The sequence below is a fragment of the Streptomyces sp. NPDC020884 genome (genome assembly GCF_044333935.1).
Taxonomy (GTDB): Bacteria; Actinomycetota; Actinomycetes; order Streptomycetales; family Streptomycetaceae; genus Streptomyces.
On sequence record NZ_JBIRRY010000008.1, the window covers coordinates 17,526 to 31,399 of the forward strand.

7 protein-coding genes are annotated in these 13,874 nt (G+C 75.2%); 1 reads left to right on the forward strand and 6 read right to left on the reverse strand.

The window, feature by feature from the left end; all coding sequences use genetic code 11:
* Positions 1-8 precede the first annotated feature (8 nt).
* Positions 9-362, forward strand: coding sequence for a hypothetical protein (locus tag ACH4UK_RS23670; RefSeq protein WP_398359287.1), 354 nt, complete (start codon positions 9-11; stop codon positions 360-362).
* A gap of 63 nt (positions 363-425) precedes the next feature.
* Here ACH4UK_RS23670 and ACH4UK_RS23675 read toward each other — a convergent pair whose 3' ends face one another.
* The 6 genes from ACH4UK_RS23675 to ACH4UK_RS23700 all read right to left on the reverse strand — a co-directional run bounded on the left by ACH4UK_RS23675 (position 426) and on the right by ACH4UK_RS23700 (position 13,749).
* On the reverse strand, positions 426-5,216 hold the full coding sequence (locus ACH4UK_RS23675; protein WP_398359289.1) for a hypothetical protein: 4,791 nt from the start codon (positions 5,214-5,216) through the stop codon (positions 426-428).
* A gap of 63 nt (positions 5,217-5,279) precedes the next feature.
* On the reverse strand, positions 5,280-6,224 hold the full coding sequence (locus ACH4UK_RS23680) for a hypothetical protein (RefSeq protein ID WP_398359291.1): 945 nt from the start codon (positions 6,222-6,224) through the stop codon (positions 5,280-5,282).
* A gap of 55 nt (positions 6,225-6,279) precedes the next feature.
* A complete protein-coding gene (locus tag ACH4UK_RS23685; protein WP_398359293.1) occupies positions 6,280-7,809 on the reverse strand; it encodes a hypothetical protein in 1,530 nt (509 codons plus the stop codon).
* 44 nt (positions 7,810-7,853) lie between these two features.
* Positions 7,854-11,621, reverse strand: coding sequence for a hydantoinase B/oxoprolinase family protein (locus ACH4UK_RS23690; RefSeq protein WP_398359295.1), 3,768 nt, complete (start codon positions 11,619-11,621; stop codon positions 7,854-7,856).
* 56 nt (positions 11,622-11,677) lie between these two features.
* Entirely contained in the window at positions 11,678-12,250 is a 573-nt protein-coding gene (locus ACH4UK_RS23695) for a DUF4240 domain-containing protein (protein ID WP_398359297.1), read from the reverse strand.
* An 80-nt stretch (positions 12,251-12,330) separates the two neighbouring features.
* Positions 12,331-13,749: a HEAT repeat domain-containing protein gene (locus tag ACH4UK_RS23700; protein WP_398359298.1), complete on the reverse strand. Its 1,419-nt coding sequence runs from the start codon at positions 13,747-13,749 to the stop codon at positions 12,331-12,333.
* Between the last annotated feature and the right edge of the window lie 125 nt (positions 13,750-13,874).

Genomic DNA, 13,874 nt, shown 5'->3' on the forward strand with positions numbered 1-13,874 from the left:
AACGGCGTATGCCCGATGCGGTGCGGACGGCCGCCGTGCGCGCCGTTCTCATCATGTCGCTGACGATCATCCAGGCGATGGTCGCCTTTCTGAGCACCTTGACCGGCTCCTGGCTGGCCTTCCCGATGGTGCTCAGCAGTGTGGCCAGCACGGTGGTCGCCACCTGGGCGGTGCTGGACGTCTGGGTGACCCGGCAGGTGTGGAACCAGCGCAACGGCGTGGTGTCCGTGCCGAGCAGCTCGGCCCGGCAGATACGCCGTGAGCGACGCCGGTCCCGCCGGGCCGAGCGGGCGGCCGAGCGGGACGGCACGGGCGGCGGCATAGGCGGCCGCCGGAACACCGGCGACCTCTCCCGGGCCTGACCCGGCCCCGGTCGGTCATGTGGCCGGCCGGCTTCACTCGCCCGGCCACATGACCGGGCGGCGTCACTCCCCCGGTTCGGGGGCCGGGTCGGGGGCGGCCGGGGTCTGTTCGCTCCGCTTGAACATACGGGTCGCGGTGATCTCGCCGTGGACCGTCTCTCCGTCCGGGTCCTGCTGCGGCAGGCCGGGGCGCAGATGCTCCTCCACGCTGATGTACTTCAGCCCCGCCCTGAGGTCGGCGTCGTTGCGCAGCCGGATGACGAGGGGGAACTCGGCGAGCGCGGTCGTGTCGAACAGGCCGGTCGTGTAGAGCAGTTGTACGCCCAGTGCGTCCGACACCGCCCGCTGGAGCTCCAGCAGATACGTGGCGTTGGCGCGGCCGATCGGGTTGTCGAGGAACAGGGTGCCCGCGTGCCGGTGACGGTCGCGGCCCCGGTCGTTGCTGCGCAGGGCCGCCATCGTGCAGTAGAGGGCGATGGCGGCGGTGAGCAGCTGGCCGCCGGAGAAGACGTCGCCCATCTGTCCGACCGGGACGCGCTCGGCGCGCAGCACCGCGTCCGGCTTCAGGATCTCCACCGCGATGCCCTTGGGCCGCAGCGCCGCCTCGACGCCCCTCAGCAGCAGGGACATTCCGTCCCTGCGCAGGTCGGAGTTCTTCTTGAGGGCGGCGTGGGTGGCCTCGTCGACGACCTCGCCGAGGCGTTCGGTGAGGGTGGCCTGGTCGGGCTCCTCGAAGCGGATCCGGAGGAATTCCTGACCCGACCACTCCCCCAGCCCCTCGGGGAGCTGGGACAGCCGCTGGGCGGAGCGCAGGGTGGTGAGCGCCGAATCGACCAGGCCGCGCAGCCGGTCGACGATCGAGTCGCGGTTGCGTTCCAGCTGGATCAGTTCGTCGGTGAGGACGCGCAGCCGGGGAGCGAAGGCGTCGGCCCACTTCTGGGCGTGCTCGGGCAGGGCGGACGCGGGAAGCTCGCGGATCTGCTGGCGGGCCGGGGTGCGGACCTGTTCGTACCGGGTGGAGTTGGCGTGCCGGACGAGGATGTCGCTCGCTTCGCGGACGGCGCTCTCGGCCGCCGAGAGGTCGGCGTTGCAGCCTCGCAGGGAGCGGCGGGCCTCGGCGGCGGACTGCCGGGCCTCCTCCAGGGTGCCGGGGTACGGGTCGGGGTCCTCGCTCCCGTCCTCCGCGCCGTGGTCGCGCAGGAGGTCCCGGAGCAGGGCCGCGGTCTCGTCGAAGCCGCCCGCGGAGTCCTCCGCGGTGCGGTGGGCGTACAGCAGCTCGCTGTGGGCGGCGCGGGCGGTGTCCAGGGCCCCGGTGGCGGCGGCCAGTTCCCCGGTGGCGGTGCGCAGGAGGGTCTGGGCCTGCTCGGCGTCGGCCGGGACCAGGTCGTCCGGCAGTTCGGTGTGGTGCGGGCGCTCGTCGTCGGGGGCGAGCCGCTCGGCCTCGCCGCGCAGCCGTCCCAGGTGCTCACTGGCGGTGGAGGCGCGGGTCTCCAGGAGCTGGACGTGCGCTTCGGCGCGGGCGGCGGCGGCCTGGCGGGAGGGGCCGTCGGCTCCGTCGGTGCCTTCCAGGAGCTGGGCGGCGCGGGTGCGGACCTTGTTGGTGAGGCGGTCCAGCTCGGCGAGGGCGGCGCTCTCGTCGCTCTCGGCGCGGGCCTGTTCGGCGCGCAGGTCGGCGCCGACGCCGACCTTCTCGTACAGCTGGGAGGCGGCCCGGTAGGCCTCGCGCAGGGTGGGCAGCGCGGTGCGGGCGCGGGACGCGTCGGGCTCGGGGAGGACTTCGGGGACGCCGGCGATCTCGGCGCGCTCGGCCCGCAGTGCGCGGGCGGTGCGGCGGGCGTCGTCCCCGGCGCGCTGGGCGGCCCTGCGGTCCTCGTCGGCGGCGCGGGCGAGGTCGAGGCAGACGGCGGCGCGGGCCTCGGACTCGGCGGCCTCGTCGACCAGTTCGCGCAGCCGGACCTGCCAGCCGGCCCGCTCCCGCAGGCGGTGGGCGAGTCCGGCGAGGGCGTCGGCCGCGCGGCGGGCCCGCTGGGCGGCTTCCTGGCGCTCGTCGCGGACCCGGGCGGTGTCGGCGGCGGCCTCGTCGGCCTCGGCGCGGACGGTGCGGGCCTCGGCGAGGACGGCTTCGGCGCCCTCGGCCGCCGTACGGGCACGGGCCGCGGCCTCGGCCAGCTCGGTGAGCATGCCGGGCGGGCAGTCGGCGCGCCAGGAGCCGATCCGGGCGGCGAGGGCGCGGTCCCCGGAGAGCCGGGCGGCGAGCGTCCTGATGTCCTCGTCGCGGGCGGCGGCGCGGCTGCGCAGCGCGTGCCGTTCCTCGTCGGCGGCGTGTTCGTCATGCATGGCCGGGTTCGGCGGGACGAGGAAGACTCCGTCGTTCTGCGCGTCGGACCCGGTGCCGGGGGCCGGGACGGGGGCGAGGAGGGCGGCGGCGGTGCCGACGGCCACGGCCGAGCGCGGCAGCAGGGCCGCGCTGCCGAGGACCTCGCGGGCGCGGGTGTGGGCGTCGGGGTCGGTGATGACGACGCCGTCGACGAGCTCGGGGCGGGCGGCGAGGACGGCGGCGTGGTCGGCCGGGTCCACGGCCTGGGCCAGGTAGCGCCAGCCGGGCAGGGCGGGGATGCCGTGCTCGCCCAGATACTCGACGGTGGCGAGGACGTCGGGGCCGGGGGGCAGCAGCCCGCCCTCGCCGAGGGCGCCGAGGATGCGGGCGTCGTCGGCGGCGGCGGTGCGCAGGTCGAACAGGCGGCGTTCGGCGGCGGCGACGGACTGGTCGAGGAGGTCGCGGAGCTCGTCGGCGGCGCGGTCGAACTCTTCGGCGGTCAGGGGCTGCTGGAGGGGGGCGGGCTGGTCGGCGAGGGCCACGGCGCGGTCCGCGGCGGGTTCGGCGGCGGTGGCCGCACCGGCCGTGCCGTCGTCGTTGCCTCCCGGGCCGGTGGTGCGCGCGGTGCTGCTCTGCGCGGGCGTCGGCGTCTCGTCGGCGGCTTCCCTGCGGGGGTGCGGAACGCCGGTGCCGGAGGACAGGCCCAGCAGGTCGCCCAGGCGGGGGTCGGCGGCGATGGATTCGGCGGCGCGGAGCTCGTCCCCGTGGCTCTGCTCGGCCGCCCCGGCCCCGTCGGCGGCGCGGGCGGCGGCCAGATCGGCGCGGCTCTCGGCGGCGGCCGCCTCGCGGGCGGTGTCGGCGGCTCCGCGCGCGGCCTCGCGGGCGGTGTCCCAGGCGGCGACGGCGGACTGTTCGGCGTCGCTGGCGGCGAGGGCGGCGCGGGCGGGGTCGGCGTCGGGCGCGGTGTCGTCGAGCCAGCCGGCCCGGACGGCTTCGGCGGTCTCCTGGCCGACTTCGGCGAGGCGCTGGCGCAGGTGTCCGGCCTCGCTGCGGGCGCGCTGGGCCTCGGTGGCGGCGACGGTGGCGTCGCGGTGGGCGCGTTCGCCGGTGGCCTGGAGGGTGTCGGAGCGCTCCTCCTCCTCGTTGGCGACGCGCTCGCCCTCCTCGGCGGCCTTGTGCAGGGCGCGGACGAGGTCGGTGGCGGCGGCGCTGCGGGCGGCGAGGGCGGGGGCGGCGTCGCGTTCGGCCTCGCGGATCGCGACGGCGACCCTGGCCGAGCGGTCGGCGGCGGCGCGGTGGCGCAGGACGGCTTCGGCGGCCTGCCAGGCGGCGTGCAGGGTGCGGGCCTCGACCAGCTCCTTGCGTCCGGCGGCGGCGCTCTTCTCGGCGGCGGTCAGGGCCAGCGAGGCGTGCCGGTAGGCGAGCTCGGCGGCGATCTGGGCGCGGTGGCCGCGGGTGGCGTCGGCTTCGGTGACGGTGTGGGCGGCGGCGGTGACGCGTCCGGCCAGCTCGGCGGTGCGGCCGCGCTCCTCGGCGGCGCGGACGGAGAGGCGGCGGGCGAGGGTGCGGGTGCGGCGTTCGGCGCCCGCGTGGACGTCGCGGGTGCGGGCCCGGGTGTCGGTGGCCTCGACGATCCGGCCGAGGAGGTCGACGGAGCCCGCGGTGAAGTCGCGTTCGGCGGTCAGCTCGGCGCGGCGGCCCAGCTTGTTGCCGAAGCCGCTGACCAGGTCGGCCAGTCCGTCGGTGTCGCGGGTGTCGGTGACGGCGCGGAGCAGCAGGTCGGTGAAGTCGGAGTCCTTCTTCACCGCGAAGAGTCCGGCGGCCTCGCCCTCGTCGGCGTTCATCTCCCGTTGGTAGCGGAAGAGTTCGGGGTCGAGGCCGAGGTCGCCGAGGTGTTCGTTCCAGCGGTCGTGGATCTCTTCCCAGTGCACGTCGAGGTGCGCATAGAACTTGCCCGCGTCCGTCAGCGCGTCGCGGAAGCCCTTCATGGTGCGCCGCCTGCCGCGGGCGCCGGAGACGCCTTCGGCGGGGCGGCCGACGGCGGAGGACTCGGCGACGGGCAGGCTGTCCAGGCTGAGCCCGGGGCCGGGGCGGAACGAATACCAGGCCTCGGCGAACTTGCGGGGGTCGTTGGAGACCTGGCGGCCACGCCACTCGCTGACCTTGCCGACGACGAGGCACTCGCCGGTGAGGGTGTGCTGCCACTCCAGGGCGACATGCCCGCAGTCGTCGGCGAGGAGGAACTTGCGCAGCACGCCGGAGCTGGCGCCGCCGAGGGTGTTGCGGTGGCCGGGGAGCATCACCGAGAAGATCAGCTTGAGCAGGACGGACTTGCCGCCGCCGTTCTCCAGGAAGAGGACGCCCGCGGGTGCGGGCCGCCGGGGCGGGCCGACCGGCTCGTCCTCGAAGAACTCCGCCTGGGCGGGGGCGGGGCTGGGAACGGGTGCGCCGACGCCGCGCAGGTCGAGGACGGTGTCGGCGTAGCGCGCACCGGCGGGCCCGATGGAGTAGAGGCGGACGCGGGACAACTCGTACATGGCGGCGGACTCTCGTCGTTCGGTGAGCGGGGCAGAGCGGCGGGGGCGTGCGGGCTGGGCGAGTCAGGAGTGGAAGGGCAGGCCCGCGTCGGCGGCCAGCTCCATGGAGTCGGGGTCGGGCGGCGGCAGCAGGGTGGCGGAGCCGTCGGTGACGGTGACGACGCCGAGCTCCAGCAGTTCGGCCATGGCGGCGCTGCCCGCCATGTCGCGGACCTGGAGCTGGTAGCGGGCGGTGGTGCGGTAGGCGCCGCCCGCGTCGTCGCCGGTGCGCTGGAGGAAGCCGGAGTCGGTGAGGAAGGCGACGGCCTTGCCGATGATGCCGGTGGTGGAGCCGGCGAGCCGGCGGGCGTCCTTGGTGGCGCCGGTGGCGCTGCGGCGGGTGTAGATCCGCCAGCCCGATTCGAGGCCGGGGGTGTCGCTGGCCGGATCGGTGTTGTCGCCCTGCTCCTCGGCGCGCTCCTCCAGCCGTTTGCAGGCCTGGCGGACGAAGGCGTCGACGCCGTTGACCGTGATGCGCCCGATGTACACGTCGTCGGCGAGGTCCTCGGGGCGGGGGAAGGCGAGGGCGGCGACGGCGAGGTGGGCGAGGCCGTGCAGGAAGCGGTCGGCGGCGTCGGAGGAGGCGCGGCGGGCGTAGTCGCCCATGCGGACGGCGAAGACGGAGTCCTCGCCCGCGGTGACGGCCATCCCGGCGCGCGGGGAGACCTCCAGGACGATGAGGCCGAGACCGGTGGCGACGGCGTCGGCGAGCCGGGCGAAGGCGCTCTCCTCCCGGTAGCGCCGCAGCAGGTCGGCGTATTCGGCGTCGCGGGCGGGCAGCAGCTTGGGCTGGAGCCCGAAGGAGACCAGGCGGGCCGCGTCGGCGGCGTCGGCCGGGGTGAGGGGGGTCTGTCCGGCGGGCTCGGCCCCGCCCGGGTGCGCGGAGTCGCCCGCGTACGTCGTGGAGGGAGCCGTGTACGCGGAGGGCTCGGTCCACGCGTCGGGGTGCTCGGCGTCGTGGTCGCTCACGGCTGGGACTCCTCGGTGCGAAGAAGGTGAGGGTGCGGAAGGCGGGCGGGGCCGGTCATGAGGCCTCCTGGCGGTCGGCGGCCATGCCGACGGCGTCCAGCAGGGCCGTGCCCACGATCAGGTCGGCGCCGCCGAACTCCGGGTCGTCCAGCTCGGCCCCGTCGTCGACGGCGAACAGCAGCCGCCGCTCGCCCTGGCGGTAGGCGGTGCCGACCGGCGGGCTGGCGGCGTGGACGGCGAGCAGGGCGACCAGGTACGGCAGGTCGGTGTCGCCGGTACGGCGGGCCTCGGCGAGCAGTCCGGAGAGGCGGCGCGGGGCATCGTGCTCGAGGTCGAGCAGGGTCATGGCGCGGGCGAGCTGCTCCTCGCTGAACCGGCTGTCGTCCGGGGTGGCGATCAGGTCGGGCTCGGGCATCGCCGCGCCCAGGTGCTCGCGCTCCAGGGGCGGGGTGAGCAGCAGGTCGACCAGGTCCCCGACCCGTACGGAGGTGGGGGTGCGCAGTCCGGTGCCGTGGGCGAAGAAGGCGTCGGTGGCCCGGGTGGACTGCTCGACGGGGAGCGGGAGGAGCGGGGCGAGGAGCTGCCCGTACAGATCGAGGCCCGCGTGGGCGGTGGGCGGGGCGAACGCCTGCCGGTCCTGTTCCGCGCGGAAGAGGGGGCCCGCCTCCAGGAGCCGGGACTGGAGCTGGGTGTGGCGGCGGATGCAGTCCTTCACGATGTCGACGAGCTCGGCGGCCCGGCGCTTGTGCTCGGGGTCCTCCGCCTCGTCGCGCGCCTTGCGGATGTTGGTCAGGATCGCGTTCTCGTGGCGGTAGCGGTCGGCCACGTGGTCCAGGGCCTCGGCGATCATGTCCGGGACGGTGTGCAGCCAGTCGACGGCGCGGACGTTGCGCCGGGTGGCCTCCAGGGTCCGGCGCAGGGTCTCGGCGTACTGCACGGTGCGGTAGCGGGCCTGTTCGGCGGCGAGCTGGGCGTCCGCGAGGCGGCCCCGGCTGATGAGGACCTCCAGCTTGACCTCGGCGGCGATCTGGGCGCTGGTGACATCGGTGTCCAGCGCGCCGACCAGGACGTTGACCGCTTCGTCGGTGGCGCGGAGGTAGACCGTGCCGCCGTAGCCCGGGACCTCCTCGATCAGCTTGAAGTCGTAGTCCCGGCGGACGTAGACGCCGTCGGGGCCGAAGGTGCCGTAGACCGCGCGGAAGCCGCGGTCGACGCTGCCGACGTTGATCAGGTTCTCCAGGACCCAGCGGGCGACGCGTTCGTGCTCGGCGACGGGGCGGTCCGGTGCCTGGGCGCCGACCCGGGACAGCAGTCTGGCCACTATCTGGTCGTGGTCGGCTCCGGTGTCGAAGTCCATGTTGAGCGTGACGTGGTCGATCGCGGCGAGGGCGACCTCCGCCATGGCGTACACCGTGTACTCGCCGGCCAGATTCGCCTTGCGCACGTCGAGGTCGTGCAGCGGCGCGGTGCACGCGAGCGCGCGCAGCCGCCGCGAGAGCCCCTCGTCGGCGGCGGGGCCCGGGGCAGGCCGCGGCCCCGCGCTGAGCTGCGGCGAGGCGTTGTCCGGGTAGGCAGGCGAAGTCACGTGGGACAGATTAGGTCCTCGCACTGACAACGGTCGAAACGGCGCTAATGCGACCGGCCCCGGGCGGTGGCTCCGCGCGGTGCGGGTCCGTATCCCCCGCCGCCCGGCGTCCGCAGCACCAGCACGTCACCGGCGGCCAGTTCGGCGGTGTCGCAGCCTTCCAGCGGGACCGCCTCGCCGCCGGCCCGCTCGATGTGCTGTTCCCCGAGCGCTCCCGGTTCCCCGCCGTCCGCTCCGTACGGCGGGACGCGGCGGTGTCCGGAGAGCAGGGCGAGGGTGACCGGTTCCAGGAAGCGGATGCGGCGCTCGACGCCGTTTCCGCCGTGCCACCGGCCCGCTCCCCCGCTGCCGTCCCGGACCGCGAAGCTCTCCAGCAGGACGGGCAGCCGCCACTCCAGGATCTCGGGGTCGGTGAGCCGGGAGTTGGTCATATGGGTCTGCACGGCGTCCGCGCCGTCGAAGCCGTCGCCCGCTCCGGAGCCGCTGGCGACGGTCTCGTAGTACTGGACGTGATCATTGCCGAAGGTGAGGTTGTTCATGGTGCCGGAGCCCTCGGCCAGGCCGCCGATGGCCCCGTACAGGGCTCCGGTGACCGCCTGGGAGGTCTCCACGTTGCCCGCGACGGTCGCCGCCGGGTAGGCGGGGTCGAGCATCGAACCGGGCGGAATGGTCACCTCCAGGGGCTTGAGGCAGCCGCTGTTGAGCGGGATGTCCGCCCCGACGAGGGTGCGGAAGACATAGAGGACGGCGGCCATGACGACCGACCGGGGGGCGTTGGCGTTGCCGGACTGCTGGGGCGAGGTTCCGGTGAAGTCGAGGTGCGCGTCGCGGGCGTCGCGGTCCACGGTCAGCCGCACCTCGATCACGGCCCCGCTGTCGGTCTCGTAGCGGCAGTGGCCGTCGCGCAGTCCGGCGACGATGCGGCGTACGGACTCCTCGGCGTTGTCCTGGACATGGCCCATGTAGGCGTCCACGACGTCGGCGCCGAACTGGTCGGTCATGCGCCGCAGTTCGGCGATGCCCTTCTCGTTGGCGGCGATCTGGGCGCGCAGGTCGGCGAGGTTGGTGTCCGGGGCGCGGGAGGGGTAGGGGGCGGCGGCGAGCAGGGCGCGGGTCTCGTCCTCGCGGAGCCGGCCGTCGCGGACGAGCAGCCAGTTGTCGAAGAGCACGCCCTCCTCGTGGATCGTCCGGCTGAAGGCGGGCATGGAGCCGGGGGTGATGCCGCCGATCTCGGCGTGGTGCCCGCGCGAGGCGACCAGGAAGCGGAGCCGGCCCGGCTCCGGTCCTGCGTCCTCGTCGAACACGGGGGTCACCACGGTGACATCGGGCAGATGGGTGCCTCCGTGGTACGGGTCGTTGACGGCGTACACGTCGCCGGCTCGCAGGGCGCCCTCGTTGCGTCGCAGGACTTCCCTGATCGACTCGCCCATCGAGCCGAGGTGCACCGGGATGTGCGGGGCGTTGGCGATCAGATTGCCCTCGGCGTCGAACAGGGCGCAGGAGAAGTCGAGGCGCTCCTTGATGTTGACCGAGTGGGCGGTGTTCTCCAGGCGGACGCCCATCTGCTCGGCGATCGACATGAAGAGGTTGTTGAAGACCTCCAGCATCACCGGATCGACCCGGGTGCCGACGGCGGTGCGTTCGGGCCGGGGGCGGCTGCGGGTGAGGACGAGGTGTCCGGCCGGCCCGGCGTCGGCCCGCCAGCCGGGGTCGACGACGGTGGTGGCGTCGTCCTCGGCGACGACGGCGGGCCCGGTGACGGTGTCGGCGGAACGCAGGTCGGCCCGGCGGTACAGCGGGGCCCGCTGCCACCGCCCCTCGGCGTGGAGGTCCACGGTGTCGGCCGGGCGGGGCGGGGCGCCGCGGGGGCCGGCGGCGGGAGCGGGCCCGGCGTCATCTGCGGGCCCGGACCCGGCGGCGGTCACGCCCGTGGGTCCGGTCTCGCCCGTGGCCCCCGTCGTGCCCATCGCCCCCGTCGCCCCCGTCGCGCCCATCGCCCCGGTCGTGCCCGTGGCCCCGGTCGTGCCCGTGGCCCCGGTGGCCTCCACCGAGACCGTCTCGACGACGACGGGCTTGTCCATCGTGAAGCCGAACCGGGTCCGGTGGGCGGCGGCGAACTCCCCGGCCATGGCGGTCTCCGTGTCCAGGGCCACCGGCAGCGCCGCGTCCGTCCCGGCGTACCGCAGCAGGACGCGGGCCTGTGTGGTGATCGCGGAGTCGGGCATGCCGTCGGCGCGCAGGGCTTGGCGGGTATGGTCGGCCAGCTCCGCGCAGAGCCTCTCCACGCGCTCCCGGGAGGCCGCGTCGAGCTCCTCCTCCACCGACTGCTCGCGCATCGCGGTGGCGTCGGCCAGGCCGATGCCGTACGCGGAGAGCACCCCGGCGAGCGGGGGGACGAGGACGGTGTCGATGCCCAGGGCGTCGGCGACCGCGCAGACGTGCTGGCCGCCCGCGCCGCCGAAGCCGGTGAGGGCGTAGCGGGTGATGTCGTGGCCGCGCTGCACGGAGATCTTCTTGACCGCGTTGGCCATGTTGAGCACGGCGATCTCCAGGAAGCCCGCCGCCACCTCCGCCTCGTCCGGCCGGCGTCCGGTGGCGCGTCCCACCTCGTCGGCGAGCGCGGTGAACCGCTCGCGCACCGGGCCGGCGTCGAGCGGCAGGTCGCCGCCCTCGCCGAAGACCGCCGGGAAGTGGCCGGGCTGGACGCGGCCGAGCATCACGTTGGCGTCGGTGACGGTGAGGGGGCCGCCCCGGCGGTAGCAGGCGGGCCCGGGGTCGGCACCGGCCGAGTCGGGTCCGACGCGGTAGCGGCTGCCGTCGAAGTGCAGGACGGAGCCGCCGCCGGCCGCGACGGTGTGGATGCTCATCATCGGGGCGCGCATCCGGACCCCGGCCACCCGGGTGCCCAGCTCCCGTTCGAACGCGCCGGCGTAGTGGGACACGTCGGTGGAGGTGCCGCCCATGTCGAACCCGATGACCCGGTCGTATCCGGCCTGCTGCGACGTGCGGACCATGCCGACGACGCCTCCGGCCGGGCCGGACAGGACGGCGTCCTTGCCGCGGAACCGGGCGGCCTCGCGCAGGCCGCCGTTGGACTGGAGGAACATCAGCCGGATCCCGTCGAGGCGGGCGGCGACCTCGTCGACGTACCGGCGCAGGACGGGTGAGAGGTAGGCGTCGACGACCGTGGTGTCGCCGCGGGGGACGAGCCTGATCAGCGGGCTGACCTCGTGGGAGCTGCTGACCTGGGTGAACCCTGCCGCACGGGCCGCCTCGGCGACGGCCCGCTCGTGGGCGGGGTGGCGGTAGCCGTGGAGGAGGACGACGGCGGCGCTGCGCAGACCGTCGGCGTGGGCGGCGCGCAGCTGTTCGCGTACGGGGGCGAGCTCCAGGGGCCGTACGGTGCGGCCTCGGGCGTCGACCCGTTCGGGGACCTCGATCACGCGTTCGTGGACGGCCTCGGGGAGGACGATGTGCCGGTCGAAGAGGCGGGGCCGGTTCTGGTAGGCGATCCGCAGCGCGTCCCCGAAGCCCTCGGTGATCAGCAGGACGGTCGGTTCGCCCCGCCGCTCCAGCAGGGCGTTGGTGGCGACGGTGGTGCCCATCCGGACGGCGGCGACCCGGTCGGCGGGCACCGGTTCGCCGGGGTCCAGACCGAGGAGCAGCCGGATTCCGGCGACGGCCGCGTCGTCGTAGCGGCCGGGGTCGTGGGAGAGGAGCTTGCGGGTGATCAGACGGCCGTCCGGGCGGCGGCCCACCACATCGGTGAAGGTGCCGCCCCGGTCGATCCAGAACTCCCAGCGTCCGGTCATGGCGCCATTCTGTGCCCGCGCCCGCGGCCCCGCAGAGGCAGCGCACGGGCCGCGGCTCAGTCCAGGAAGAGCGCGGCCAGCCGGGGCAGATGCCGGCGTGCCGCGTCGGGGTCCTCGGCGTCCCAGGTGTCGCCCGCGGGGTCCGCCGGGCGTATGCGGTCGCGCAGAGCCGCTTCCACCGCCGCGTCGAGGGAGACGCTCTCGCCCCGGAGGCGTCGGTGGGCCTCGGCGACGGGGACGTTCAGCGACTCGTATCCCATCCAGCCGCTCTCCCCGTGGCTCATCCGGATCACCACCGGCAGTGCGGCCAGCGAGTCGGGGTCGGCCACCGCCCGGGTGAAGACCTCGCGCCCGAGCAGGACGAGCCCGTCGCGGAAATCCATGAAGCCGTCGTCACCGCAGCCGCCCTCGATGAGGTAGGCCGCGTTCCACAGGGGCCACCGGTAGGCGGAGTCGGTGACCTCCTCGGCCGTGACGGCGAAGTCGACGATCTCCGCGGGCTCCAGGGTCGCGAGCACGCGGGTCAGGGCGCCGGGGAGCGGGTCGTCGGGCGGGTCCCGGTCGTCCGCCCGGTCCCCGGCCGCGTCGCGCGCCCGTTCGACGAGCCCCCACCACTCGTTGATGTCCATGATGGGAAGCCTAGGAGGAGGGTCTGACAGCGACCCTCCTCCCACGGCCCGTGCGTACGGTCGGATGCCGGTGCGTACGGTCAGACCGCCGGTGCGTCCGGCCCGATCCGGCTCCGTACCGCCGTCTGGACCTCGGCCTCCTCGGCCGGGTCGGCGGCGAGGCGGCGCAGCCGTTCGGCGACGCGGATGTCCCCGGTCTCGGCGTGCAGGGCGGCCACTTCCCGGGTGGTCTCCTCGCAGTCCCAGAGGCACTCCACCGCGAACCCGGTCGCGAAGGACGGGTCGGTGGCGGCCAGGGCGCGGGCGGCCCTGCCCCGCAGGTGCGAGGAGGACGTCTCGCGGTAGACGTGACGCAGCACGGGAGCGGCGCAGGCGATGCCGAGGCGGCCGGCTCCGTCGACGAGGGTCCACAGCCGGGGGGCGTCGGGCCCGTCGCCGCGTACGGCCTCCCGCAGCGCGCCGAGGACTTGGGGAGCGTCCTGGGCGGTGCCTCGGCAGGCGAGCACTCCGGCGGCGGATGCGCCGAGGGAGTCGGGGCGGTGGGCCCAGCGCCTGGCCCGCTCCACGGCGTCGTCGCTGGTCATCCGCTCGAAGGCGGCGATGGCCGTGTCGGCCACGGTGCGGGCGGAGCTGACGGCGGCGGCCTCGATGAGGTCGAGGACGGCGGGGTCGCCCGCCTCCGCGAGGTAGTGCAGGGCGGCGCAGCGGGCGCCTTCGGGGCCGCTGCGCGCGGCCTCGACGATCCGGGGCCGGTCGTCGGGTCCGGCGACGGCGGACAGGCAGCGCGCTGCGGGGACGTGCAGTTCGCTGCCGCGTTCCAGGGCCTGCTGGGCCCAGTCGAAGACGGCCTGGACGCTCCAGCCGGGGCGGGGACCCCCGGGGCGCATCTGGCGTTGCCAGCGGTCGAACGAGCCCTGTTCGCCGGCGGCCCTGACCCGGGCGCCGACCGCTTCGCGCGGGTCGTCGGCCCACAGCCGCCAGGGGCGCGGCTCGAAGGCGTCCCGTACGGCGGCGGCGAGGTCGGCCGCGCCTTCGTCGGTGGCCGGGAAGCGGGCGAGGACGGGCTGCGCGAGGGAGCGCAGGCCGGCGTCGTCGTCGCGCAGGGCGAGTTCGTCCAGGGCCCAGGCCCAGTTGGCGCCGGTCGCCGCGTAGCGGCGGAGCAGGACCAGGGCGTCGCCGCGTCCGTAGGAGGCGAGGTGGCCGAGGACGGACAGCGCCAGGCCGGTGCGGGAGTCGTCGGTATCGATGAGGTCGTCGGGGTCGGCGAGGTGCCGCCCGATCTCCTCGATACCGCCGTCCAGGTCGAGGTAGAGGCGCGCGTAATAAAGGGAGCGGTTCTCCACCTGCCAGTCGTGACGGGGGTCGCTCACGACGCAGTAGTTGAGAGCCGCGAGGGCCTCGGGGCGCGGTGCGGCGAGCGCGTGGAGCGTGCCGTCGCCACGGCCCCTCTGCAACAGGCCGAGCAGCGTGCCGCTCGGCGCTATGAACGGATCGAACATGGGAGAAAGCCTCACATCAAGCTGTCGACGCAACCGGGACTGTGCAGTACCCCGTGCCTCTCGGCACGCGGGGGTGTCCGGGGGACACCGCTACGCCGCGCAGTGACATGATCCGCCGACCGCCG